Origin of the sequence: Kutzneria sp. CA-103260 (genome assembly GCF_018263855.1) — a bacterium.
Taxonomy (GTDB): Bacteria; Actinomycetota; Actinomycetes; order Mycobacteriales; family Pseudonocardiaceae; genus Kutzneria.
In genome coordinates this window covers 7,101,353-7,123,967 of record NZ_CP073318.1, presented here as the reverse complement: position 1 = coordinate 7,123,967, position 22,615 = coordinate 7,101,353, and the positions used below count along the sequence as shown (strand labels likewise).

Here is a 22,615-nt window from a genome sequence, read left to right as displayed (position 1 = left end):
GCCACCCCAACTCGGGCGGTCGCCATTCCCGGGGAAGCGGACTACCCCCGCCGGGGCCGGCTCACTCCTCGCCGGTGAAGGCCTTCCTGACGTCGTCCGTGCCGGCGCGGGCGGCCAGCAGCTGGCGCAGCAGGATGCGGGCCTTGACCGGGCTGAGGAAGCCGGCGCCGATCAGGCCCCGGCGCAGCAGGTCCTGCTCCGAGCCTGGGAAGCCGTAGGTCTCGGTCAGCACGGGCCCGGCGCCGGTTCGCGACGCGAGGATCACGGGCATGCGCTCAGCCAGCGACGTCAGCGGCTCGACCAGGGCGGTCGGCACGTGACCGGCGCCGAAGGCCGCCACCACCAGGCCGTCCACGGCGTCGCCGATCGCCTTGACCAGGGTGCCGTTGTCGCCGAGCGTCACCGTGACCAGGCCGATCGTCGGCTCCGGCGCGCCCTGCGGCACGTACACCTTGAGCACGTCGGCGGGCCGGTTCAGCAGCCGCAGCGAGCCCTCGACGACGTAGCCGATCGGGCCGGTGTTCGGTGACACGAAGGCGGCGATGCTCGCGCTGTGCGCCTTGGTGACGTACCTCGCGGCGTGCACCTCGTCGGCGAACACCACCACGCAGCCCAGCCCGTCGGCCTGCTCGCTGGCCGCCACCTGCACGGCGGCGAGCAGATTGGCCGGGCCGTCCGCACCGGCCAGCGACGGGTTGCGCATCGCGCCCGTCACCACCACCGGCGCGCCGTCCAGCACGCTCGTGTCGAGGAAGAACGCCGTCTCCTCGATCGTGTCGGTGCCCTGCGTGACCACCACGCCCCGGGCCCCGGCGTCGATCTCGGCCGTGATCAGCTCGGCCAGCGCAGTCAGGTCGTCGAACCCGACCGAGGCCCCCGGCAGCGACCGGAACGCGATCGTCCGCAGTTCGATGTCGACCTTGGCCAGCCCCGGCACCGAGGCCAGCAGCTCGTCCACATCGAGCGCCGGCACGGCCCCGGTGCTGCCGTCGGCCGGCCTGGCCATGGCGATGGTTCCACCGAGCGCGATCACCGTCACGAAGTCGGTCACCTGCACTGGCGTACCACATGTGCCGTGCTGTGTCATTGCCCCGCCTTCGGCGGGGCGGCTCGGCCCCCGGGTAGCCGATGCCTCGCCCTTGCCGGATTTCGCCCGCCGCATTGGCCGGGTGGTGGGGTGCGTCGGGTGGCGGCGGGCGAAATCCGCCAACCAGGCGAAGCACCGGCGGGGCCTCGCACTTTCTTGGCTTGACGGCCGCTGATCGGCGGGTGGCTTCCGCCGACGCCGTCCAACACCACGCTGAAGCCGCCCGCCAGCCCAGTTCCCATGCCGATATGACATGCAGCCGCTGACGCAAGAGAGTGCGAGGCCGGTCACGAGCGGCCTCGCCCCGCGCGGAACGCGCGGCATAAGCACAGCCTTCTCACCTGCGATGATGGGCGATCCACCTTGTCAACTCGGCATCGACTTCGATCTTGCGGGCCGGGTTGCGGCGCACGCTGGCCTGCATCCAGACCTGCACCTGCAGCCAGCGGATCTCCCGGCACAGCTCGACCAGGTCGGCGTCGAACGGATCGGGGTAGGCGGCCAGTGCCGCCTCTCCGTCCAACAGCCTGGTGCGGGCCAGGACGGCCAGGTCCCACTCGATCGGCCCGCGCCAGGTGTCCTCGAAGTCGTTCCAGACGAGGCCGGCCGGCGTCGCCAGCACGTTGCCGGGGTGCGCGTCGCCGTGCAGGGCCTGCCCGCCGGTGGGCAGCAGAGCCGACAGCCGCTCGTGTTCGGCTCGCAGCACCGGAGCATGTTCCCCGACCAAAGGCAGTCCGAGCAGGATGTCGTCCAGCGGGCCGGAAGTGGGCAGCGGGCCGGAGTAGTCGGCCAGCGCGCGGTGCAACGAGGCCAGCGACAGCGCGAAGTCGACGGGCTTGATCGATACGGCTGGGTCGTGCGGCACGAACGTCCAGAAAGACATGGTCAGACCGTCGTGCACGACCGGGCCGCGGGGCAGTTCGGGCGTGGGGGAGACGACCGGCGAACCGTGGCCGAGCAGGTGGTCCACCAGGGACACCTCGCGGGCGAACCAGTTCGCGACCGGGTGTCGGACCAGGCCCGTGGTGCCGGCCACCCGGGCCACCACCGGCGCCGGTCGCAGGTGCACCAGCACGTTGCTGCCGTCCTTGAGCACGGCGGGCTCGGCCGACCGGATTCCGTGGGCCGCGGCGTAGGCCACCGCCGCCCGAATCGCCTGTTCCATGCCCGAACATGCTGTCACGGGCAGTGATAACGGTCACTCGAATTAGTCAGTGCCAATCTGACGGCAACAGGCCCATCAGCCCAGGAGAGCGCGAGGCCCCGCCGATGCTTCGCCCGGTTGGCGGATTTCGCCCGCCGCCACCCGACGCGCCCCACCAGATAGCCGGACGCGGCGGGCTAAATCCGGCAAGGGCGAGGCATCGGCTACCCGGGGGCCGAGCCGCGACGCCGAAGGCGGCGCCAAAAACGCGGCCCAGGCGAGCTGACCTGATCTCGCCGGTCTACCATCCAACTGGTTTCCCGAGATGACACTGGCTGGAGGGCATCGTGACGGCCGTAGCACCGCAGCCGATCGCTACGCGTCCCTATCCGACGCGAACGACGGTCAAGGGATCCGCACTGCTGCGGTTGTTCCACACGACCGACCACAAGCAGATCGGGATCATGTACCTGGTCACGTCGTTCGCCTTCTTCATGGTCGGCGGCGCGATGGCCCTGCTCATGCGCACCGAGCTGGCCCAGCCGGGCCTGCAGTTCCTCTCGCAGGAGCAGTTCAACCAGCTGTTCACGATGCACGGCACGATCATGCTGCTGCTGTACGCGACCCCGATCGTGTTCGGCTTCGCCAACTTCGTGCTGCCGCTGCAGATCGGCTCGCCGGACGTGGCCTTCCCGCGGCTCAACGCGTTCGCCTACTGGGCCTACCTGTTCGGCGGCACGATCGTGGTCGCCGGCTTCCTGACCCCGGGCGGCGCGGCCGACTTCGGCTGGTTCGCCTACACCCCGCTGTCCGACATGGTGCACTCCCCCGGCGTCGGCGCGGACCTGTGGATCGTCGGCCTGATCCTGTCCGGCCTGGGCACCATCCTCGGCGGCGTCAACATGATCACCACGGTGGTCTGCCTGCGCGCCCCCGGCATGACCATGTTCCGGATGCCGATCTTCACCTGGAACATCCTGGTCACCTCGATCCTCGTGCTGCTGGCCTTCCCGATCCTGACCGCGGCCCTGTTCGGCCTGCTGGCCGACCGGCATCTGGGCGCGCACGTGTTCGATCCCCAGAACGGCGGCGTCATCCTCTGGCAGCACCTGTTCTGGTTCTTCGGCCATCCCGAGGTCTACATCGTCGCGCTGCCGTTCTTCGGCATCGTGTCCGAGATCTTCCCGGTGTTCAGCCGCAAGCCGCTGTTCGGCTACAAGGGCCTGATCTACGCCACGCTGGGCATCGCGGCCCTGTCGGTGACGGTGTGGGCGCACCACATGTACGCCACCGGCGCCGTGCTGCTGCCGTTCTTCTCGTTCATGACCTTCCTGATCGCGGTTCCGACCGGGGTGAAGTTCTTCAACTGGATCGGCACCATGTGGAAGGGGCAGCTGACCTTTGAGACGCCGATGCTGTTCAGCGTCGGCTTCCTGATCACCTTCCTGTTCGGCGGTCTGACCGGCGTGCTGCTGGCCGCGCCGGCCATCGACTTCCACGTGTCCGACTCGTACTTCGTGGTGGCGCACTTCCACTACGTGCTGTTCGGCACCATCGTGTTCGCCACCTACGCGGGCATCTACTTCTGGTTCCCGAAGATCACCGGCCGGATGATGGACGAGGGCCTGGGCAAGCTGCACTTCTGGACCACGTTCATCGGCTTCCACACCACCTTCCTGGTGCAGCACTGGCTGGGCGCGGAGGGCATGCCCCGCCGGTACGCCGACTACCTGGCCAGCGACGGCTTCACCACGCTGAACACGATCTCCACCATCGGCGCGTACATCCTGGGCGCGTCCACGCTGCCGTTCATCTGGAACGTGTTCCGCAGCTACCGTTACGGCGAGGTCGTCGAGGTGGACGACCCGTGGGGCTACTGCAACTCGCTGGAGTGGGCGACCTCCTGCCCGCCGCCGCGGCACAACTTCACTTCGCTGCCCCGGATCCGCTCCGAGCGGCCGGCCTTCGAGCTGCACTACCCGCACATGGTGGAGCGGCTGCGCCTGGAGGCCGAGGTCGGCCACAAGCCGGCGCCGTCCGAGGCGCTCACCGCGGCCGTCACGGGTAGCGACGACCCGACGGAGAAGTGACCGTCAACTGAACATCTGACCAAGCGGGCCCCGGTGATCACTGACACACCGGGGCCCGCTTGCTTTTCCGGCAAACTGGGCGGGTGATTAGCCCCCAAGCCAGCACGGTCCTGATCACCGTCACCGGACCGGACAAGCCCGGCGTGTCGTCGGTGCTGTTCGCGGTGCTGACCCGGCACGGCGTCGAAGTGCTCGACGTGGAGCAGGTGGTCATCCGGGGCAAGCTGGTGCTCGGCGTGCTGGTCAAGGACGAGCGCGACCCGGAGGGCCTGCAGGAGACAGTTGAGCAGGCCATGGCCAGCGTCGCGATGAACGTGGACGTGGAGATCGGGGCCGACCCGCGCAGCTCCTCCCAGCACGGCTCCAGCCACGTGCTCGTGGTGCTCGGCCGGCCGGTCACCGCCCGGGCGTTCACCGAGGTGGCCCGCAAGCTGGCCGCGCTCGGCGTGAACATCGACGCCATCCACCGCGTCGCCGACTACCCCGTGACCGGCCTTGAGCTGCGGGTCTCCGTGCCGGACGACACCGCGGAGCAGGACGCCCTGCTGCGCAGCGCCGTCGCCGAGGTGTCCTCGCGGGTCAACCTGGACGTGGCGGTGGAGCGGGCCGGGCTGACCCGGCGGGCCAAGCGGCTGGTCGTGTTCGACGTGGACTCCACGCTCGTGCAGGGCGAGGTCATCGAGATGCTGGCCGCCCGCGCCGGCTGCGAGGACCAGGTCCGGCAGATCACCGAGGCCGCCATGCGCGGCGAGCTGGACTTCGCCCAGTCCCTGGAGCGGCGGGTCGCGCTGCTGGCCGGGCTGCCCGCCGAAGTGCTCGACGAGGTCGCCGGCGAGCTGGAGCTGACCCCCGGCGCTCGCACCACCATTCGTACGCTCAAGCGCCTCGGCTTCCGCTGCGGCGTGGTCTCCGGCGGCTTCACCCGGGTCATCCAGGGCCTCGCCGACGAGCTGGGGCTGGACTTCTGCATGGCCAACGAGCTGGAGGTCGTCGACGGGCGGCTGACCGGGCGCACCACCGGCCGGGTCGTCGACCGGGCCGGCAAGGCCGAGGCGCTGCGCGAGTTCGCCGACTCCTTCCACATCCCGCTGGCCCAGTGCGTCGCCGTCGGCGACGGGGCCAACGACATCGACATGCTCTCCGCCGCCGGCATGGGCGTGGCCTTCAACGCCAAGCCCGCGCTGCGTGAGGTCGCCGACGCCGCCCTGTCGCACCCCTTCCTGGACGCCGTGCTGTTCGTGCTCGGCGTCACCCGTGCCGAGGTCGAGGCAGCGGACGCCGCCGACGGTCTGGAACCCTTGCGACTGTGAACGTGCTTCAACCGCTTGCCGACCGCTACGCCTGGTGGCTGCGCCGCCCCGCGCCGCAGGACACCTCCGACGAGGACCCGGCCGAGGTCCGGGCCATGCCGATAGTGCTGCGCATCGAGAAGGCCACGCCACCGGCCCGGACGCCGCTGCTGGAGGCTGCCGCCGCGGCGGCGATCGCCGTCTGCCTGGACCCACGGGCCGCTGACCCCGCGGGGGAGTGGCACGGCGAGGTCACCGCGTGGATCGACGGCCGGATCCGCAAGGTCTCCCGGCGGGCCCGTGGCGCGCACTGGGAGGCCGTGCAGGCGCTGCCGGGCGTGACCGTGCGGGTCGGCGACGCGGAGGCCCGGGCGCTGCTGCCGTGGAAGGTCGCCGAGACGCCGCACGAGGTGCGCCGGCTCCAGATCACCGGCAGCGAACTGCCGTTCGACCAGCCTGGTGCCGCCCCGGCTGGGGCGCCGGTGCTGTGGATCAATCCGGACGTGCCGATGACCGCCGGCAAGGCCGCCGCCCAGGTCGGCCACGCCACCATGCTGCTCGCCGCGCTACTGCCGGCAGACGAGCTGGCCGCCTGGCAGGCCGCCGGATTCCCCTGCGCGGTAAGGACTCCCGAGCCCGCCGACTGGAAGCTTCTCGTCCCCGGCGACGATCCTGCCGGGGCCTGGCAGTCCCGTGGCGTCGTCGCCGTGCGAGACGCCGGGTTTACCGAGGTCGCCCCCGGCACCGTCACCGTCGTCGCCCAGCGGGCATCGTGAGCGTCACGGTGCAGCGGATCGGCGAGGGCCGGTTCGTCGCCACCACCGCGGACGGTGCCACCGTCGAGATCGGCGGCGACGGCTTCTCCGCGGTCCAACTGCTGGAAGCCGCCCTCGCTGCCTGCGCCGCCATGACCGCCGAGCAGCTCATCACCCGCCGTGGCGGCGATTCCTTCACGGTCACCGCCTCCGGGGAGCAGGCCGCGCACGAGCTCCGTAGCGTCGACATCGCGTTCGACCTCCCCGCCGACGAGCCGCTGGCCACCATCGTTCCCCGGGCCGTGGCCCGCGAGTGCAAGGTCAGCCGCACCGTCGAGCACGGCGCCCCGGTGACCGTCCGGCTGAACGGCTAGGCCGACGCGGCGGCGTCCAGGCGTTTGAGGGCGGCGCGGACGACCTCCGGGTCGTGGGTGGTCCAGAACGGGGGCAGGGAGGCGCGCAGGAAGCCGCCGTAGCGGGCGGTGGCCAGGCGGGGGTCGAGGATGGCCACGACGCCCTTGTCGTTGGTGGAACGCAGCAGGCGGCCGGCGCCCTGAGCGAGCAGGAGGGCGGCGTGGGTGGCGGCGACGGTGAGGAAACCGTTGCCGCCACGGGCTTCCACGGCTCGCTGCCGGGCGGAGGCGAGGGGGTCGTCGGGTCGGGGGAAGGGAATCCGGTCCACGACGACGAGTTGCAGGGAGTCGCCGGGGACGTCGACGCCCTGCCACAGGGACAGGGTGCCGAACAGGCAGCAGCGCACGTCCTCGGCGAACTTCTTGACGAGCTGGGCGGTGGAGTCCTCGCCCTGGCACAGCACGGGGTACTCGATCCGCGAGCGGATGGCCTCGGTGGCCTGCTTGGCGGCCCGCATGGAGGAGAACAGCCCGAGCGTCCGGCCGCCGGCGGCGTTGACGAGGTCGACGAGCTCGTCGAGGTAGGCGGGCGGCAGGCCGTCCCGGCCGGGGGTGGGCAGATGCCGGGCCAGGTAGAGGATTCCGCTGCGCCCATGCTCGAACGGGGAGCCCACGTCCATGCCGCTCCACCGAGGCACGCTCAGGTCGGACGGAGCCTCCTTCTCGGTGGCGGTGGCGTCGACCACCGGAACCTGGCTGGAGGCGGGCAGACCCCACTGCCGGGCGAGGGCGTCGAAGGTGCCGCCGAGGGTGAGCGTGGCCGAAGTGAGGACGGTGGTCCGAGGCGCGAAAAGCCGTTCCCGCAGCAGCCCGCCGACTCCCAGCGGCGCGACCTTCACGGTGGGCGGCTTGCTGTCGTCACGGAAGTCGCCGGCCAGCCACACGACGTCCCGCCGGTGGGCCTCGTCCTCGTCGAACGCCTCCAGCAGCCGCACGGAGGTGTCGTGGACCTCGTCGAGCAGCGCGAGCGCGAGCTTGCGGCCGACGGCGCCCTCGGGATCCTCCTTGCGTTCCGGACCGAGCGCGGTGATGCAGCGGTGCGCGGAGTCCCGCACGGCGGCCAGGGCGCCGGACAGCGCCCGGGGCATCGAGTCCAGGCGACCGACGGGCATCTCCGACAGCACGATCTCCAGGCCCTCGCCAGCCTCGGACAGCTGGTCGGCGACGTCCTCCTCGATCTGCCGCCCGCACCGCCGCACGGCGATCGCCAGCGAGGCGGTGGAAAGCTCGGCGGTGGCGACCGAGGTCACCCGGTCCACCAGGTCGTGCGCCTCGTCCACGATCACCAGATCGTGCTCGGGCAACACCTTGTAGCCCTCGAGGGCGTCGATGGCCAGCAGCGCGTGGTTGGTGACGACCACATCGGCCCGGCCGGCCTCGGCCCGGGCCCGCTCGGCGAAGCAGTCGACGCCGATCGGGCACTTGGACACGCCCAGGCATTCCTTGGCGCTGACCGAAAGCTGCCGCCACGCCTGGTCGCTGACCCCGGGCACCAACTCGTCCCGGTCGCCGGTCTCGGTGTCCGACGACCACTCGTGCAGCCGCTTCACGTCCCGCCCCAGCCGGGAGATCGCGAACGGGTCGAACAGGCCCTCGTCCTCGGGCTCGTCCGGCGCGCCGGAATGCACCCTGTGCATACACAGGTAGTTGCGGCGGCCCTTGAGGATGGCGAACGTGGGCTCACGGCCCAGCGTCTTCTTCAGCGCCTGCGCCAGCCGCGGCAGGTCCCGGTCCACCAGCTGCCGTTGCAACGCGATCGTTGCGGTGGACACGACCACCGTGGCGTCCTCGGCGACCGCGTGCCGCACCGCGGGCACGAGGTAGCCCAGCGACTTCCCAGTGCCAGTGCCGGCCTGCACGGCCAGGTGCTCCCCGGTCCGGATGGCCCGCTCCACCGCCAGCGCCATCTCCACCTGCCCGGGCCGCTGCTTGCCACCGAGGGCTTCCACGGCTTCGGCGAGCAGGTCTTCGACTGAGGGCAGTTCCGGCACGGCGAAGACGTTACCCGCCCACCCTGACAGGCTTACGCAGCGCCGAGGGCCGTGGCGACCGCGTCCCGGACCGCCGCCTCCGACGGCGTGGAAACTCCCTGCTCCGAAGCCAGTTCGGCCAGTGAGCACATCGTCACGCCGGGCAGTGCACAAGCGGTGAAGTCGCGGTACACCGACATGTCAGGGTCGACGTTGATGGCGAATCCGTGGCTCGTGACACCACGCCGGATCCGCATGCCGATCGACACCAGCTTGCGGTGATCCGGCGTCCACACCCCGACCAGGCTGCTCTCGCCGGGCGGAGTCTCCCGCCGGACGGTTGCGAACCCCAGTGCCGCCAACGCCTCGATGAGCCCGTTCTCCACCCACCGCACGATGTCCACCGGCCCGCGCTGCCGCACGTTGACCACCAGGTACCCGATCAGCTGCCCAGGCCCGTGATACGTCGCGTAGCCGCCGCGGTCCACCTCGACGATCTGCATGCCGGTGGGCAGATCCGCCGGGTCGGTGCGTGGGCTGTAGGTGACCACGGGCGGGTGGCTGAGCAGGAAGAGCCGGTCCTCGGCCCGGTCCTCCTGGCGCTCGGCCACCCACCCGCGCATGTCCGCGGCGGCCTGCTCGTAGTCGACGACGCCGAGATCGATCCGCCGCATGGTCAGGACTGCTGGAAGCGGCGGACCAGGGCCCAGGTGCCGGGCAGCAGGCCCGCAGCGAGGGCGACCTTGATTGCGTCACCGAGGAGGAAGGGCACGACTCCCGCCAGCAGTGCGGCCCGCAGATCCATGCCGGTGGCGGCCATCAGCCAGGGCACGCCGACGGCGTAGATGACGAGGTTGCCGAGCACCATGGTGCCGACGGTGCGTAGCGGCGTGCGGTCGCCGCCGACGCGGGCCAGAGCACCGACGAGGGCGCTGGCGGCGATGAAGCCGACCAGGTAGCCGCCGGTGACCGAGGCCCAGCCGGCGGCCCCGTCGGTGAACCACGGCACGCCGGCGAGCCCGGCGACGAAGTACAGCGCCAGCGACAGCCCGCCGCGCTTCCAGCCGATGCCGGCGCCGACCAGCAGGGCGGCGAAGGTCTGGCCGGTGACCGGAACCGGGCTGCCCGGGATGTGCACGGCGATCTGCGCGGCCAACCCGGTCAGCGCGGCGCCGGACAGCACCAGGGCGGCATCCTTGGCCAGGGCACCGGGAATCGCGTCGGCCAGCACGGCCCGGCGATCGGTCACAGCGAGCACGGACATCAGGGTCCCCTCCTCACAACGAGTTACTCGTTGTGACCCTAATCGGGGACGGGTAGCGGACAGCTGGGACTTTTCTCACCCCGGCGGCGATCTCGGGCACCGGCAGCCGGCTGGGCGTCGACGGCTGGTAGATGAAGGTGTCCCGGGCGTACCCGATGGTCAGCGGGCGCATGCCCCGCCACGGCTTGCCCTCGGGCCCGGCGATCGAGTCCAGGGCGGAGAGCCGGACGAACCGGCCGTTGCCGCTCAACGGGTTCGCGTCGGCCGGCCGGGCCAGGTAGGCGTTGGTGAGCCGCTTGAACCAGCTCCGGCCCTCGCCGTTGGTCCGCACGTCGATCTGCACGGCCCCGGTCCGCGGGTCCTCGAACTGCGCGGCGGTGATGCCCAGGCAGTTCCAGGCCGGCCGGCTGCCGGCGTCGAGCACGGTGATGATGGCCCGCTCGGGCGTGGCGTGCCGGCCCTGCCACACCTTGAGCGCCCGGTACGCGGCGTCGAGGGCGTCGTCCTTGCCGGTCCGAGCCTGTGGCCGGTAGCGCTGCACGAGGTGGATGTACCGCCCCTCGATGCGGCGCAGACTCCGCACCACGGCGGCGGTCCGGTCGTCGGAGTCGTCGTCGATGACCCAGACGTGCGCCGCCTTGAAGGTCTGCCGCAGATACGTGATGGTGCCGCCGATGACGGCCTGCTCGTCACGGCACGGCACGAAGAAGTGCCACTCCAGTCTGGTCGGATCACCCAGGTTCATAACTTCTCCCGCCGCACGGCCAACCACCCGAACAACACCAGCGAGGCCATCCCGCCGAGCACACCGGCCAGGGACCCCAGCAACACCGCCAACACGTCCACCGCGGCCAGTGCCGCCGTGGTGAAACCCAGCGCCACCAACGCCTTCCGGACGGTCCGGGGCCACAGTGCGACTACCACCGAGACCGTCAGGAGCAGTGGCACGAGCAGGTAGGCCGACCGGCCCGCCTGTCCGGTGTGGACGGACGGGGTCGCCAGTCCGGCCAGGGCGATCTCCACGTCGCGGTAGAGCCGGCGCGCGAGCACCAGCCCGGCGGCGACCGCGACCAGCAGCACCACGACGGCCCGGTCCGACACCGGGGCGCGATGGGTTGTCACAACTGTCACGCGTGGTCCTTTCACGTTCGCGTCCAGCGAGGTATCGGAGTCGCGCTCCGTTGCCTGAACGGCCGGAACGGGTGGCTAGGTGACGCTGAACTGGCTGAGATCGGCACCCTGCGTAGTGGCGGCTGGGCGAAACGGTGGAACGGTGTCCCTCATGTGGGTCGCCGAGCTTTGCCTAGTTCGGGTGAAGGTCAATAGTCCAAAGCTCGCCCTTCTCCCACCTGCCAGGAGGACCCCCGCATGCGCGAAACACATCCCGCCCGCCGGTCGTCGACCCGGGACATGTGAGGAGCGAGCCCCTTGAGCACCGAAGTGCTGCTGCTGGCCGGCACCCGGCCGGAGGCACTCAAGGCCGCGCCGGTGGCGCTCGCGCTGTCCGGCCACCCCCTGCTGCGTCCGATGATCGTGCACAGCGGACAGCACGTGGGCATGGTCGAGCAGGCGCTGTCCGCCTTCGACCTGCGGCCGGACGCCTTTGTGCCGCTACGCCGCGAGATCGGCAGCCAGGCCGAACTGGTCGCCGGCATGCTGCGACGGCTGGACGAGCTGATCGTGCGCCGCCACCCGGCCGTCGTGATGGTTCAGGGCGACACGTCGACCGCGCTGGCCGGCGCGATGACCGCCTACTGGCGCGGCGTGCCCGTGGTGCACCTGGGTGCCGGGCTACGGACCGGAGACCTGGCCTCGCCCTTCCCTGAGGAGGGCACCCGGCAGATGATCTCCCGGATCGCCGCCCTGCACCTCGCGCCGACCGAGGCCGCCGCGCGCCAGCTGCGCGCGGAGTCCGTGCCCAGCCAACGAATCACTGTCACCGGCAACACTGTTGTGGACGCTCTGCAACACGTCGTCGCCGCGAATCTGCCGCCACGCAGCAAGGCCTTGCTGGAGCTGGAGGCGCGAGTCAACGCCGACCAGGGCCGCATCGTGCTGGTGACCGTGCACCGCCGTGAGTCGTGGGGCGCGCCCCTGGACCGGGTGCTGGCCGCCGTGCGGGCCATGGTGGATCGTCACCCCGACGTGCACGTGTTGCTGCCGATGCACCCCAATCCCTCGGTGCAGGCCCAGGTGTCGGGTGCCTTGCAGGGACACGACCGGGTGTGGCTCTGCGAGCCGCTGGACTACCCGGACCTGCTCCGCGCGTTGCGGCAGGCGGCGCTGGTGGTCACCGATTCCGGTGGCTTGCAAGAGGAAGCGCCGAGTTTCGGGGTGCCGACGCTGGTGGTCCGGGACCACACCGAACGCACCGAGGCGGTCGACGCCGGCTACGCCTGGGTGGTCGGCACCAACGACACCCGCATCGTCGCTGAGGCCGACTGGCTGCTGGGCTCGCACCTGCGCCTGCCGTCCGGACAGAATCCGTTCGGTGACGGCCAGGCCGGCCAACGGGTGGTGGCGGCGCTCGACCGGCTGCTGGGCACCGGCGGAGTGAGCGCGCACACCCCGGAATTGGTGTCAATCCGCTGATGTGTCACTCGTATGGGTGGCTAACGCCCCGTCGGGTTACATGACGGCGACCGGGCGCAGATGATCGGACGCGAACGACCCTCACCGGAGAAAGGATCCGAATGCTCAGCAGGAGCGCGCGGCGCGTCGGAGCCGGGGCGGCCGCGGTTGCCGCGGCGATGACGCTCACGGCGGTTCCGGCCGGGGCGACGCCGCTTGGCCAGACCTCGCTGGGATCGGTCGACGTGACCCGCACCGGCCGTCCCGTCACGGTGCCGCCGATCGCACCGTGCGACGTCACGGCCGACCAGCAGAACACCAGCAACGGCACGACCGCGCGTGGCGTGGCCAGCTTCGGCGCCGGCAACACCACGTGCACCAAGGACGCCGGCGCGAAGACGGCCAAGATGCAGGCCACCGGCGGCAGCTTCGACCTCACCGCGTTGACGCCCTACGGCGGCCCGGAGATCAAGCTGGCCAGCTATGCCGCGAGCTGCGCGGCCACGACCACCAGCACCACGGTCGCCTTCCAGTTCAGCGGCCTGCAGGGCGTGAACGCGCCGAAGCCGATCCCGGCCAACTACACCGCCACCGTCGGCCCGGCCGACCACCCGCAGGCCAAGATCGTCTTCAACGAGGTCATCCAGGCCGACCCCAACGACGGCAGCGTGACCATCAACATGCTGCACATCGAGCTGTTCCCCAACGGCGACGGCCCGATGAGCGGCGACGTGATCGTCGGCCACGCCGCCTGCTCACCCACCTCGTGAGGTGACCCCGGGGCTCAGCCGAGCCTCGGGGTTCCCACCAGCGTGACGCCGGCCGAGCGCAGCTCATCCAGCGCCCGGTCGGTGGTCTCGGTCGCCACGCCCGCGGTCAGATCCAGCAGGACCGTGGTGGCGAATCCCGCCCTGCTCGCGTCCAACGCCGTCGCGCGCACGCAGTGGTCGGTCGCGATGCCGACCACGTCAACGCGGTCGACCCCGTTGTCCCGCAACCAATCCGTGAGTGACCTGCCCGCTGGGCCGTCGCCCTCGAAACCCGAGTACGCCGCCGCGTAGGCGCCCTTGGAGAACACCGCCCGCACCGGGACGACGTCCAGCTCCGGGTGGAACGAGGCGCCCGCCGTGCCGGCCACGCAGTGCACCGGCCAGCTGTCCACGAAGTCCGGTGTCTCGCTGAAGTGGGCGCCGGGATCGATGTGGTAGTCCCGGGTCGCCACGACATGGTCGTACGCGCTGGACGCGATGTGCCGGGACACATCGGCCGCCACGGCCGCGCCGCCGGCCACCGCCAGCGAGCCGCCCTCGCAGAAGTCGTTCTGCACGTCCACCACGATCAGTGCGGTAGCCATCGCAGCCTCACAGGAAGGTCGTCGGGATCGCCGGTTCGCCGTGCGAGAGCTTCAGGCCCTCCCACGGCACGCTGACCAGGGCCTGCCGCAGTCGTTCCCGGCTCTGCTCGATGGTCGGCAGGTCCGCCACCGGCTGTCCAGCCCGCAGCAGGGGGATCTGCAGCTCGCGGTCGTGCTCGCCCGGCTCGGGGCGATTGTCCATGGTGTAGACGACCTCTTCGGTCGCGGTGCCCGTCTCGCGGAAGCGGCGCAGCGCGCCCTTGCGGCCGCCGCGCGACTCCTTGTGCGAGCTGCGCTTGGCCACCGGCCGGCCGGCCACCTCCACCAGCTTGTAGACCATGCCGGCGGTCGGCGCGCCGGACCCGGTCACCAGCGAGGTGCCCACGCCGTAGGCGTCCACCGGCTCCGCGCGCAGCGCCGCGATGGCGTACTCGTCCAGGTCGCCGGAGACGACGATCTTCGTGTTGCGGGCCCCGAGCGAGTCCAGCTGCTCGCGCGCCTGCCGGGCCAGCGGTCCCACGTCGCCCGAGTCGATGCGGATCGCGCCCAGCTCCGGGCCCGCGACCTCCACCGCCGTCTGGATGCCCTTGGTGATGTCGTACGTGTCGACCAGCAGCGTTGTACTGGCGCCCAGCTGCTCCACCTGGGCCCGGAACGCCGCCGCCTCGCTGTCGTGCAGCAGCGTGAAGGCGTGCGCCGAGGTGCCGGCGGTCGGGATGCCGTAGCGGCGGCCCGCCTCCAGGTTCGAGGTCGCCGTGAAGCCGGCCAGGTAGGCCACCCGGGCCGAGGCCACCGCCGCCTCCTCGTGGGTGCGCCGCGAGCCCATCTCGATCATGCGACGGCCGTTGGCCGCGGTCACCATGCGGGCCGCCGCCGAGGCGATCGCGCTGTCGTGGTTGAGGATCGACAGCGCCAGTGTCTCCAGCACCACACCGGTCGCGAACGGGGCCCGCACGGTCAGGATCGGCGAGCCCGGGAAGTACAGCTCGCCCTCGGGGTAGCCGTCCACGTCGCCGGTGAACTCGTAGTCCGCCAGCCATGCCAGCGTCCGGTCGTCCACCACCTCGGCCGCGGCCAGCTGGTCCAGCTCGGCCCGGTCGAACCGGAACCGGGTGATGGCGTCCAGCAGCCGGGCGGTGCCGCCGACCACGCCGTAGCGGCGGCCGTCGGGCAGGCGGCGGGCGAACACCTCGAACACGCAGGGGCGGTCGGCGGTGTCGTCCCGCAGCGCGCTGGACAGCATCGTCAGCTCGTAGTGGTCGGTGAGCAGCGCGGTGCTCGAACTGGTCATAGCTGATCAGCCTAACGGGGAACGGCATGACACCATTGGCGGTATGACCACGCCCGTCGAGCATGAGCGGCCGGAGGTAAGCGAGGTCGGCAGCGAGGACAATCCGTGGCTGACCGTCGTCTGGAACGACCCGGTCAACCTGATGTCCTACGTCACCTACGTGCTCCAGAAGATCTTCGGCTACAGCCGAGAGAAGGCCACCAAGCTGATGCTCGACGTGCACCACAAGGGCCGGGCGATCGTCTCGTCCGGGAGCAAGGAGAAGGTGGAGTCGGACGTGGCGAAACTGCACGCCGCCGGCCTGTGGGCGACCATGCAGCAGAAGTCGTGAGAGGTTGGCAACGGCAGGGCGAGCAGCTCGTCGCCGAGGTGGACCGGCAGGAGGCGGCGATCCTGCGCGGGCTGGTGGGCCAGGTGCTGGACATGCTGGCCGCCCGTGAGCAGGACGCGCCCGAGGACGAGCTGGCCGAGCTGACCGGGATCAGGGTGGGCCCGTCCACGGCGCCCGACGACCCGATCCTGTCCCGGCTGCTGCCCGACTTCCACCGGCTGGACGACGACCAGCCGTCCAAGGAGGACCTGGACTCGGCGGCGGCCATGCGCAGCCTGCACGAGCCGGAGCTGCTGGCCGCGAAGACGGGCGTGGCCCAGGTGGTGATGGACACGTGCCCGCCGGACGGCGGCCGGATCGTGCTGTCGACGGAGCAGGCCGACGCCTGGCTGTCGGCGATCAACGACGTGCGGCTGGCCCTGGGCACGGCCCTGGACGTCACCGAGGACATGCCGGACGAGCTGCCGGAGGACGATCCCCGCTCGTCCCACCTCGGCGTCTACCACTGGCTGACCTGGGTGCAGGAGAGCCTGGTCACCGCGGTGTCGTCGTGATCACCGACGTGCCCGGTGTGCTGGTCGGCCAGCACCAGCGGCTCGGCGACGGCTGGGCCACCGGCACGACCGTGGTTCTCGTGCCCGACGGCGCGACCGCCGGCGTGGACCAGCGCGGTGGCGCGCCGGGCACGCGGGAGACGGACGTGCTGGAGCCGTCCCGGCTGGTGCAGGAGATCCACGGCGTGTGCCTGACCGGCGGCAGCGCCTACGGGCTCGCGGCTGCCGACGGCGTGATGCGGTGGCTGGCGGAGCACAACCACGGCGTGAGCGTGGGGGAGTTGCCGCACGAGGTGGTGCCGGTGGTGCCGTCGGCGGTGCTGTTCGACCTGAAGCTTTCCGACTGGGGCAACCGTCCGGGCGCCGCCTTCGGTTACGCGGCCTGCCAAGCCGCCACCGACGGCCCGGTCGAGCAGGGCTGTGTCGGCGCCGGAACCGGTGCGCGGTGCGGGTCTTTGAAGGGCGGCATCGGTACGGCTTCCATGGTCGTCGACGGGCTGACCGTCGGTGCCATCGTCGCCGTGAATGCCATGGGGGAGGCCGTGAATCCCGCCGGTGTCCCGTGGGCCGTGGACCACGAGGTCGACGGCGAGTTCGGCCTGTCGGACCCGGGTGCCGCGGCCGTGGAGCTCAAGCCCAAGCGGTCGGCACTGAACACCACCATCGGCGTCGTCGCGGTCGACGCCGTGCTGTCCAAGGCCGAGTGCCAGCGCGTGGCCGCCGTCGCCCACGACGGCCTCGCCCGGGCCATCCGCCCCGCGCACGCCATGTACGACGGCGACACGATCTTCGCCCTCGCGACCGGCCGGCAGGAGCTGTCCGGCGTTCGGGGCATGGCTCTGGACCGGGTGTGCGAAGCCGGCGCGCAGGTGTTCGCCCGGGCCATCGTGCACGGCATCCTCGCCGCCACCACCGTCGCCGGCGTGCCGGCGTACCGTGACGCATGGCCGGACGCTTTGGGGGGATTGTGACTGTTTTCCGGGTGGTCGCCTACAACGACCTGCGCAGCGAGGACACGGTCGTCGCCGACGTGCTGAACCGGGTGTGCGGGCTGCCGCTGGCCGACGCCGTGACGCTGACCAGGCAGATCGGGGCCGAGGGCAAGGCCACTGTCGGCCTGGCGGAGACCCGGGGCGACGCCGAGGTGATCGCCGCCCGGATGCTGGGCTTCGGGCTGCGGCCGGTGATCGAGAGGAACACGCCATGAGCTGGTCCCACGGCTTCGACGTGGTCGTCGGCGAGAACCAGGTGCTGCTCAACCTCACCGAGCACACGGTGTCCGCGCTGCGGGAGGGCATCGGCACGCTGGCCCGGCTGCTGGACGACGCGCCGCCGCAGGGCGGGTTCCGGGACCGCTGGCGGTTCGACCGGGAGCGGCTGGCCCTGCTGGACCGGGTGCTGCCGCCGGTCTCCGAGTACGGCCCGTCGGCGCAGGAGTTCCTGGCCCGCTTCGGCGTGGGCCTGCGGGAGGAGCTGCGGGACGCGGCCCGGCGGGTGCTGGCGTCGATCCCGGACTCCGGGCCGGCTAGCTACCCGCTGTCCGGCGTGGACGACTGGATCAAGGTCCTGGGCCAGGCCCGGCTGGTGTGGGTGCCGCGGGGCGTCCAGGGCGACACCCGATCGAGTGACGTCGGCGTGCGGCAGGCCGGGCTGTTCGCTGACCTGCAGGGACAGCTGGTCACGGCGCTGCGTCCGGAGCTGGCCGCCCAGCTGACCGGCTGATTCCCATACCTCGGGACAACACCGGCCACCTACTAGGATGGGTACCGTGCTGGTGATCCGCCGTGACCTGGTCGAGGCCATCGTCGAACACGCCCGCCGGGACCATCCCGACGAGGCGTGCGGAGTGATCGCGGGTCCGTCGCCGGCCCGGCCCGAGCGCTTCGTGCCGATGCTCAACGCCGCCCGGTCGCCCACGTTCTACGAGTTCGAGTCCGGCGACCTGCTGCGGCTGTACCGGGAGATGGACGCCAACGACGAGGTGCCGGCGGTGGTCTACCACTCGCACACCGCGACCGAGGCGTATCCGTCCCGCACCGACGTGTCCTACGCCGGCGAGCCGGAGGCGCACTACGTGCTGGTGTCCACCCGGGAGCCGGACACCCACGAGTTCCGGTCCTACCGGATCGTCGACGGCCAGGTCGCCGAGGAGCCGGTGGAGATCGTCGAGTCCTACGGGGAATAACCGGCCGGTGCCGGGCGTCCCAGCCAACAGTCAAGGCCGATAGCGGAGGTTAGACAGCACATGGCCATCAGCGTCTCGATTCCGACGATCCTGCGCACCCACACCGGCGGCGAGAAGTCCGTCGAGGCCAGCGGCGCCACGCTCGCCGAGGTCATCGACAGCCTGGAGTCCAACCACGGCGGCCTGAAGGCCCGCCTGGTCAAGGACGGCGTGCTGCACCGCTTCGTCAACATCTACGTCAACGACGAGGACGTGCGCTTCGCCGGCGGCCTGGAGGCCAAGGTCGCCGACGGCGACAACGTGACCATCCTGCCGGCCGTGGCCGGCGGCAGCCGCTGACCTCGCCGTGGCCCGGTACGACTCGCTGCTCGACGCCCTCGGTGACACGCCCCTGATCGGGCTGCCCCGGCTGTCGCCGTCGGAGACGGTGCGGCTGTGGGCGAAGCTGGAGGACCGCAACCCGACCGGCTCGATCAAGGACCGGCCCGCGCTGGCCATGATCGAGGCGGCCGAGCGGGACGGCACGCTGTGGCCGGGCTGCACCATTCTCGAGCCGACCTCCGGCAACACCGGCATCTCGCTGGCCATGGCGGCCAAGCTCAAGGGCTACGGCCTGGTCTGCGTGATGCCCGAGAACACCTCCACCGAGCGCAAGCAGCTGCTGCAGGCCTACGGCGCCCGGATCGTGTTCTCGCCGGCGGCCGGCGGCTCCAACCAGGCCGTGGCCATGGCCAAGGAGCTGGCCAAGCAGAACGCCGACTGGGTGATGCTCTACCAGTACGGCAACCCGGCCAACGCGCAGGCGCACTACAACGGCACCGGTCCCGAGATCCTTCGGGACCTGCCGTCGGTCACCCACTTCGTGGCCGGCCTGGGCACCACCGGCACCCTCGTCGGCGCCGGCCGGTTCCTGCGGGAGCACAAGCCCGACATCCAGATCATCGCCGCCGAGCCCCGCTACGGCGAGCTGGTCTACGGCCTACGCAACCTCGACGAGGGCTTCGTGCCCGAGCTCTACGACCCCGAGGTGCTGACCGGCCGTTACTCCGTCGGCTCCTACGACGCGCTGCGCCGCACCCGGCAGCTGCTGGAGACCGAGGGCATCTTCGCCGGCATCTCCACCGGGGCCATTCTGCACGCGGCGCTGGCCGCCGCCGAGAAGTCCGCCGCCGCCGGCAAGCCCGCCGACGTCGTCTTCGTCGTCGCCGACGCCGGCTGGAAGTACCTGTCCACCGGCGCCTACTCCGGCACCCTCGACGAGGCCGCCCAGCGCATGGACGGCCACCTCTGGGCCTAGCTCTTTCCGCTACGTGAGTGGCTCACTTGACTCGTTGGAGTCAAGTGAGCCACTCACATGCGTTTGCTCAGCTCAATGCCCGAAGGTCGCACACGGAACGACCCCGTGGAAGAGCATCTCGCGAAAGCTGTGAACAACTTCCGAGTTGTCCGCAACTTGTGCATTTTTTGTGAGTCGAGCCGCCTGGTCACTGGTTGGCTCGCTGCCATGCGATCAACACCATCAGTCAAGGCGGATCCAGCTGGCGAGCGAGGTGACGAACGGTGACCACGCGCAGGGACACGCGAACCGGGCAGGAGCCGGAAAGGCTGCCGTTGCGCTGGGCTTTCATCCTGTTGACAGGCGCGCTCGCCGGCGTGGGCTCCGGCCTGGTGGCGGGGCCGGCGGTCGCCATCGGCACCGGGCTCGCAGTCGTGGGACTCGGGCACCGCGTCATCAGCTGAACCGACGTGTGGGCTACCGATACGCCTCGGTGGCCCACACGTCCATCACCCGTTGCCGTAGTCGCGGGACTCCACGATCAGGCCGTCGCGGATGCGCATCACGAAGATCCGTGGCGCGTCGATGTCCCGGCCGTCTCGGCGGCCGCGGTACACGAACTCTCCGATCACGAGCTCGGGGTCGGTGGTCTCGTGCACCACGACGTCCTCGGCCCGGAGGTCGACACCGCGGGTCGCCGCGGCGGCGAAGTGCTCGCGGATCTGCGAGCGACCGCTCAGTCGAGCGCCGGTGAACGGGTACACGACCACCGCGTCCTCGGCGTAGAGCAGCGGCAGCTCGTCCCACTTCCGGCCGGTGACGCCGTCCAGCAGCCGGTGGAAGACTTCGGCCGGCGTGGTCATCGGTTGCCGGCGTAGTCCCGGGACTCGACGATCAGGCCGTCGCGGACCCGGACCACGAGGATCATCGGCATGGCGACGTCCTGGCCGCCCAGGCTGCCGCGGTAGGTGTACTCGCCGACGACGACCTCGGGGTCGGTGGTCTGGTGCACGACCAGGTCCTCGGCCCGGAACTCGACGGCCATCTCGGCGGCGCGGGCGAAGTGCTCGCGGATCTGGGTCCGGCCCTCCAGGCGGGCGACGGCCGGATCGGTGCTGAACGGGTGCACGACGACGGCGTCCTCGGCGTACAACAGGGGCAGCTGGTCCCACTGGTGGCCGACGACGCCGTCGACCAGTTGCCGGAACACCTCTGCGGGTGCGGTCATCTCGAAACCCCCTAAACGGAACCATCACTCCGTATCCAACGCTAGCGTGAACGGGCGCCACATGCCAGGGGGTTTCGCCTCGGCCAGGGCGAACGAGCGGAAGGCGTCGGCGGCGGCGGGCATGAAGCGGTCGCACCAGGCCAGGCCGATGGTGCGGAAGCAGGCCGGCGCGGACACCGCCAGCTCGACGATGCCGGGCACCGGCGCGGGTCCCGGTCCGAGCAGCCCGACCCCGCAGCCCGCGCCGATGAGCCCCCGCAGGGTGGCGCCGTCCTCGCCCTCGCACTCGATACGCGGCGTGAACCCGGCCTCCTGGCACAGCCGCTCGGTGGTCGGCCGCAGCCCGAAGCCCCGGGCGAACATCACGAACGGCTCGTCGCGCACCTCGGCCAGCCGAACCGACGACCGTCCGGCCAACCGGTGCGACGAAGGCACGACCAGCACCAGCGGCTCGGTCAGCAATGGCTGCCAGATGATCTCCGGTCTGGTCGGTGTGGAGATCAGCAGCATGTCCACGACACCGTCGAGCAGGTACTGCTGGATCCGCTCGGTCCCGCCCTGTCGCAGCCGGAACTGCACCTGGGGCCGCCGCGGCCGGTAGGCGCTCATCAGGTGCGGCACGACCAAGGGCCCCATGGTGTTCAGGAACGCCAGGTTGACGGTGCCCCGGTCCGGATCGGCCAGCTCGCCGATGGTCCGCCGGGCGCCGTCGACCGCCGACACCGCCCGCCGGGCCGCCTCCAACAGCGCGGAACCGTTGGCGTTGAGCCGCAGCACCCGCCCGATCCGGTCGAACAGCGGCGCGCCGAGTTCCCGTTCCAGCCGCCCCAGTCCCCGGGACAGCGCGGGCTGGGACACGTGCAGCGTCTCGGCCGCCTCGGTCACGGTCCGGCTCTCCGCGACCCTGATGAACCAGCGCAGTTCGTCCACGTCCACGAATCGATGTGTAGCACGCATCGATTCCATGGGGAATGTTCATTGGACGCATCAATACCGCCGGGACGACCCTCAAGAGGTGACTCCACTGGCCCTCGGTCTCGTCGCCGCGACCGGACTGGTCGTCGGCATGCTCAACGCCGTCGCCGGCGCGGGCGCCATCCTGACCTTCCCGCTGATGGTCGGCCTCGGGCTGAGCCCGCTGGCCGCCAACGTGACCAACTGCGTCGGCGTGGTGCCCGGCTCGATCGCCGCGACCATCCGCCTCCGCGGGGACTTGCGCGGGCAGGGCCGGACCCTGCGCAAGGTCGTGCCGCCGGCGGCGATCGGCTCGGTCCTCGGCGTGATCCTGCTGTTCACCTTGCCCAGCAAGGTTTTCGACTACGCGGCCCCGGGTCTGCTGGCGCTCGGCGCGGTGCTGGTGCTCACGCAACCGTTGCTGGCCAAGAAGTTGCGGGCCGTCGCCCCGCACCGCAACAAGCCGGCGCTGACCGCCAGCATGCTCGCCAACGGCGCGTACGGCGGCTACTTCGGCGCGGGCGTCGGCATCATCTTCGCGGCACTGCTGGGACTTCTGGTCACCGACGACGCCCATCGCATGAACGCGCTCAAGAACGTGTTGCAGACGGTGGCCAACGGCGTGGCCGGGCTGATCTTCTGCTTCACTGCCCCGGTGAACTGGCCGGCGGCGATCGTGCTGGCCGCGACCACGGCGATCGGCGGACCCCTCGGGGCCCGCCTGGCCCGGCACCTCCCGGCCACCGCGCTGCGCTCGGTGATCGGCGTCCTCGGTCTGATCACCGCGTCCACGCTGATGCTGCGCGCCTTCTAGTCGATCCCGCTACCATCGGGATCGACCAAGGGGGAAGTCATTTCT

General features: G+C 71.1%; 28 protein-coding genes. 16 read left to right on the top strand and 12 right to left on the bottom strand.

The features are described from left to right. Positions 1 to 61 precede the first annotated feature (61 nt). Both JJ691_RS31340 and JJ691_RS31335 read right to left on the bottom strand, forming a co-directional pair. Positions 62 to 1,051, bottom strand: coding sequence for an asparaginase (locus tag JJ691_RS31340; RefSeq protein WP_249227135.1), 990 nt, complete (start codon positions 1,049 to 1,051; stop codon positions 62 to 64). A 373-nt stretch (positions 1,052 to 1,424) separates the two neighbouring features. Beyond that, complete coding sequence (locus tag JJ691_RS31335) at positions 1,425 to 2,252, bottom strand: phosphotransferase (RefSeq protein ID WP_211763184.1); 828 nt, start codon at positions 2,250 to 2,252, stop codon at positions 1,425 to 1,427. Between the two features lie 326 nt (positions 2,253 to 2,578). On the opposite strand from JJ691_RS31335, the gene ctaD reads away from it, so the two are divergent. The 4 genes from ctaD to JJ691_RS31315 all read left to right on the top strand — a co-directional run bounded on the left by ctaD (position 2,579) and on the right by JJ691_RS31315 (position 6,739). Then, a complete protein-coding gene (gene ctaD, locus JJ691_RS31330; RefSeq protein WP_211763183.1) occupies positions 2,579 to 4,321 on the top strand; it encodes an aa3-type cytochrome oxidase subunit I in 1,743 nt (580 codons plus the stop codon). An 83-nt stretch (positions 4,322 to 4,404) separates the two neighbouring features. Further along, positions 4,405 to 5,631: a phosphoserine phosphatase SerB gene (serB, locus tag JJ691_RS31325; RefSeq protein ID WP_442912487.1), complete on the top strand. Its 1,227-nt coding sequence runs from the start codon at positions 4,405 to 4,407 to the stop codon at positions 5,629 to 5,631. Further along, positions 5,628 to 6,386 (top strand): peptidyl-tRNA hydrolase, encoded by a 759-nt coding sequence (locus tag JJ691_RS31320; protein ID WP_211763182.1) that lies wholly within the window; start codon positions 5,628 to 5,630, stop codon positions 6,384 to 6,386. Before serB ends, JJ691_RS31320 begins: the two co-directional genes overlap by 4 nt. Then, positions 6,383 to 6,739, top strand: a complete 357-nt coding sequence (locus JJ691_RS31315) for an OsmC family protein (protein ID WP_211763181.1) — start codon at positions 6,383 to 6,385, stop codon at positions 6,737 to 6,739. Before JJ691_RS31320 ends, JJ691_RS31315 begins: the two co-directional genes overlap by 4 nt. Here the strand turns inward: JJ691_RS31315 and JJ691_RS31310 are convergent. The 5 genes from JJ691_RS31310 to JJ691_RS31290 are packed head-to-tail and all read right to left on the bottom strand — an operon-like array spanning position 6,736 to position 11,143. Then, complete coding sequence (locus tag JJ691_RS31310; RefSeq protein ID WP_249227134.1) at positions 6,736 to 8,769, bottom strand: ATP-dependent DNA helicase; 2,034 nt, start codon at positions 8,767 to 8,769, stop codon at positions 6,736 to 6,738. The two genes, JJ691_RS31315 and JJ691_RS31310, sit on opposite strands and share 4 nt — an antisense overlap. A 32-nt stretch (positions 8,770 to 8,801) precedes the next feature. Then, positions 8,802 to 9,422 carry a lipoyl(octanoyl) transferase LipB gene (gene lipB / locus JJ691_RS31305; protein WP_211763180.1) on the bottom strand — a complete coding sequence of 207 codons (621 nt, stop codon included), beginning with the start codon at positions 9,420 to 9,422 and terminating at the stop codon, positions 8,802 to 8,804. A 2-nt stretch (positions 9,423 to 9,424) separates the two neighbouring features. Then, positions 9,425 to 10,012 carry a biotin transporter BioY gene (locus JJ691_RS31300; protein ID WP_211763179.1) on the bottom strand — a complete coding sequence of 196 codons (588 nt, stop codon included), beginning with the start codon at positions 10,010 to 10,012 and terminating at the stop codon, positions 9,425 to 9,427. A 13-nt stretch (positions 10,013 to 10,025) separates the two neighbouring features. After that, complete coding sequence (locus tag JJ691_RS31295; protein WP_211763178.1) at positions 10,026 to 10,757, bottom strand: glycosyltransferase; 732 nt, start codon at positions 10,755 to 10,757, stop codon at positions 10,026 to 10,028. Continuing rightward, complete coding sequence (locus tag JJ691_RS31290) at positions 10,754 to 11,143, bottom strand: hypothetical protein (RefSeq protein WP_211763177.1); 390 nt, start codon at positions 11,141 to 11,143, stop codon at positions 10,754 to 10,756. Before JJ691_RS31290 ends, JJ691_RS31295 begins: the two co-directional genes overlap by 4 nt. A 297-nt stretch (positions 11,144 to 11,440) precedes the next feature. On the opposite strand from JJ691_RS31290, the gene wecB reads away from it, so the two are divergent. Together wecB and JJ691_RS31280 are read left to right on the top strand one after the other, a co-directional pair. After that, positions 11,441 to 12,604, top strand: a complete 1,164-nt coding sequence (wecB, locus tag JJ691_RS31285) for a non-hydrolyzing UDP-N-acetylglucosamine 2-epimerase (RefSeq protein WP_211763176.1) — start codon at positions 11,441 to 11,443, stop codon at positions 12,602 to 12,604. A gap of 101 nt (positions 12,605 to 12,705) precedes the next feature. After that, positions 12,706 to 13,353, top strand: a complete 648-nt coding sequence (locus JJ691_RS31280; protein WP_211763175.1) for a choice-of-anchor P family protein — start codon at positions 12,706 to 12,708, stop codon at positions 13,351 to 13,353. Between the two features lie 14 nt (positions 13,354 to 13,367). On the opposite strand, the gene JJ691_RS31275 is transcribed toward JJ691_RS31280, so the two are convergent. Together JJ691_RS31275 and JJ691_RS31270 are read right to left on the bottom strand one after the other, a co-directional pair. Then, positions 13,368 to 13,937: an isochorismatase family protein gene (locus JJ691_RS31275; protein WP_211763174.1), complete on the bottom strand. Its 570-nt coding sequence runs from the start codon at positions 13,935 to 13,937 to the stop codon at positions 13,368 to 13,370. A gap of 7 nt (positions 13,938 to 13,944) precedes the next feature. Continuing rightward, the gene (locus tag JJ691_RS31270; RefSeq protein ID WP_211763173.1) at positions 13,945 to 15,228 is read right to left on the bottom strand and encodes a nicotinate phosphoribosyltransferase; all 1,284 of its coding nucleotides are present in this window, start codon (positions 15,226 to 15,228) and stop codon (positions 13,945 to 13,947) included. 43 nt (positions 15,229 to 15,271) lie between these two features. Here JJ691_RS31270 and clpS point away from each other — a divergent pair, with 43 nt between their 5' ends. The 9 genes from clpS (at position 15,272) to JJ691_RS31225 (ending at position 20,038) form a co-directional block, all read left to right on the top strand. Continuing rightward, positions 15,272 to 15,559: an ATP-dependent Clp protease adapter ClpS gene (gene clpS / locus JJ691_RS31265; RefSeq protein ID WP_211763172.1), complete on the top strand. Its 288-nt coding sequence runs from the start codon at positions 15,272 to 15,274 to the stop codon at positions 15,557 to 15,559. Further along, a complete protein-coding gene (locus JJ691_RS31260; RefSeq protein ID WP_211763171.1) occupies positions 15,556 to 16,113 on the top strand; it encodes a DUF2017 domain-containing protein in 558 nt (185 codons plus the stop codon). Before clpS ends, JJ691_RS31260 begins: the two co-directional genes overlap by 4 nt. Further along, entirely contained in the window at positions 16,110 to 17,084 is a 975-nt protein-coding gene (locus JJ691_RS31255) for a P1 family peptidase (protein ID WP_211763170.1), read from the top strand. The genes JJ691_RS31260 and JJ691_RS31255 overlap by 4 nt, the downstream gene beginning before the upstream one ends. After that, positions 17,081 to 17,320 (top strand): ATP-dependent Clp protease adaptor ClpS, encoded by a 240-nt coding sequence (locus tag JJ691_RS31250; RefSeq protein ID WP_211763169.1) that lies wholly within the window; start codon positions 17,081 to 17,083, stop codon positions 17,318 to 17,320. Before JJ691_RS31255 ends, JJ691_RS31250 begins: the two co-directional genes overlap by 4 nt. Beyond that, complete coding sequence (locus JJ691_RS31245) at positions 17,317 to 17,835, top strand: DUF2017 family protein (RefSeq protein WP_211763168.1); 519 nt, start codon at positions 17,317 to 17,319, stop codon at positions 17,833 to 17,835. The genes JJ691_RS31250 and JJ691_RS31245 overlap by 4 nt, the downstream gene beginning before the upstream one ends. Before the next feature lie 37 nt (positions 17,836 to 17,872). Beyond that, positions 17,873 to 18,298 (top strand): Mov34/MPN/PAD-1 family protein, encoded by a 426-nt coding sequence (locus JJ691_RS31240; RefSeq protein WP_211763167.1) that lies wholly within the window; start codon positions 17,873 to 17,875, stop codon positions 18,296 to 18,298. A gap of 60 nt (positions 18,299 to 18,358) precedes the next feature. After that, positions 18,359 to 18,637 (top strand): MoaD/ThiS family protein, encoded by a 279-nt coding sequence (locus tag JJ691_RS31235; protein ID WP_211763166.1) that lies wholly within the window; start codon positions 18,359 to 18,361, stop codon positions 18,635 to 18,637. Positions 18,638 to 18,644: 7 nt separating this feature from the next. Next, the gene (locus JJ691_RS31230) at positions 18,645 to 19,595 is read left to right on the top strand and encodes a PLP-dependent cysteine synthase family protein (protein WP_211763165.1); all 951 of its coding nucleotides are present in this window, start codon (positions 18,645 to 18,647) and stop codon (positions 19,593 to 19,595) included. A 263-nt stretch (positions 19,596 to 19,858) separates the two neighbouring features. Continuing rightward, positions 19,859 to 20,038 carry a hypothetical protein gene (locus tag JJ691_RS31225; RefSeq protein ID WP_211763164.1) on the top strand — a complete coding sequence of 60 codons (180 nt, stop codon included), beginning with the start codon at positions 19,859 to 19,861 and terminating at the stop codon, positions 20,036 to 20,038. Positions 20,039 to 20,083: 45 nt separating this feature from the next. Here the strand turns inward: JJ691_RS31225 and JJ691_RS31220 are convergent, their stop codons facing one another. Genes JJ691_RS31220 through JJ691_RS31210 form a run of 3 tightly spaced genes read right to left on the bottom strand, consistent with a single transcriptional unit; the run spans position 20,084 to position 21,738 of the window. Continuing rightward, positions 20,084 to 20,437, bottom strand: a complete 354-nt coding sequence (locus tag JJ691_RS31220) for a nuclear transport factor 2 family protein (protein ID WP_211763163.1) — start codon at positions 20,435 to 20,437, stop codon at positions 20,084 to 20,086. Then, positions 20,434 to 20,802 carry a nuclear transport factor 2 family protein gene (locus tag JJ691_RS31215; protein ID WP_211763162.1) on the bottom strand — a complete coding sequence of 123 codons (369 nt, stop codon included), beginning with the start codon at positions 20,800 to 20,802 and terminating at the stop codon, positions 20,434 to 20,436. The genes JJ691_RS31220 and JJ691_RS31215 overlap by 4 nt, the downstream gene beginning before the upstream one ends. Positions 20,803 to 20,826: 24 nt before the next feature. Beyond that, on the bottom strand, positions 20,827 to 21,738 hold the full coding sequence (locus JJ691_RS31210; RefSeq protein WP_211763161.1) for a LysR family transcriptional regulator: 912 nt from the start codon (positions 21,736 to 21,738) through the stop codon (positions 20,827 to 20,829). Positions 21,739 to 21,817: 79 nt separating this feature from the next. On the opposite strand from JJ691_RS31210, the gene JJ691_RS31205 reads away from it, so the two are divergent. Continuing rightward, positions 21,818 to 22,570, top strand: a complete 753-nt coding sequence (locus tag JJ691_RS31205) for a sulfite exporter TauE/SafE family protein (protein ID WP_211763160.1) — start codon at positions 21,818 to 21,820, stop codon at positions 22,568 to 22,570. The last annotated feature ends 45 nt before the right edge of the window (positions 22,571 to 22,615 follow it).

What these genes read in the sequence shown, in the direction of transcription:
- JJ691_RS31295 (WP_211763178.1), bottom strand. Translation starts at nt 10,757, where the DNA reads ATGAACCTGGGTGATCCGACCAGACTGGAGTGGCACTTCTTCGTGCCG.
- JJ691_RS31245 (WP_211763168.1), top strand. Translation starts at nt 17,317, where the DNA reads ATGAGCTGGTCCCACGGCTTCGACGTGGTCGTCGGCGAGAACCAGGTG.
- JJ691_RS31215 (WP_211763162.1), bottom strand. Translation starts at nt 20,802, where the DNA reads ATGACCGCACCCGCAGAGGTGTTCCGGCAACTGGTCGACGGCGTCGTC.
- clpS (WP_211763172.1), top strand. Translation starts at nt 15,272, where the DNA reads ATGACCACGCCCGTCGAGCATGAGCGGCCGGAGGTAAGCGAGGTCGGC.
- JJ691_RS31220 (WP_211763163.1), bottom strand. Translation starts at nt 20,437, where the DNA reads ATGACCACGCCGGCCGAAGTCTTCCACCGGCTGCTGGACGGCGTCACC.
- JJ691_RS31300 (WP_211763179.1), bottom strand. Translation starts at nt 10,012, where the DNA reads ATGTCCGTGCTCGCTGTGACCGATCGCCGGGCCGTGCTGGCCGACGCG.
- JJ691_RS31240 (WP_211763167.1), top strand. Translation starts at nt 17,873, where the DNA reads ATGGGTACCGTGCTGGTGATCCGCCGTGACCTGGTCGAGGCCATCGTC.
- JJ691_RS31335 (WP_211763184.1), bottom strand. Translation starts at nt 2,252, where the DNA reads ATGGAACAGGCGATTCGGGCGGCGGTGGCCTACGCCGCGGCCCACGGA.
- lipB (WP_211763180.1), bottom strand. Translation starts at nt 9,422, where the DNA reads ATGCGGCGGATCGATCTCGGCGTCGTCGACTACGAGCAGGCCGCCGCG.
- JJ691_RS31280 (WP_211763175.1), top strand. Translation starts at nt 12,706, where the DNA reads ATGCTCAGCAGGAGCGCGCGGCGCGTCGGAGCCGGGGCGGCCGCGGTT.
- JJ691_RS31235 (WP_211763166.1), top strand. Translation starts at nt 18,359, where the DNA reads ATGGCCATCAGCGTCTCGATTCCGACGATCCTGCGCACCCACACCGGC.
- JJ691_RS31275 (WP_211763174.1), bottom strand. Translation starts at nt 13,937, where the DNA reads ATGGCTACCGCACTGATCGTGGTGGACGTGCAGAACGACTTCTGCGAG.
- JJ691_RS31270 (WP_211763173.1), bottom strand. Translation starts at nt 15,228, where the DNA reads ATGACCAGTTCGAGCACCGCGCTGCTCACCGACCACTACGAGCTGACG.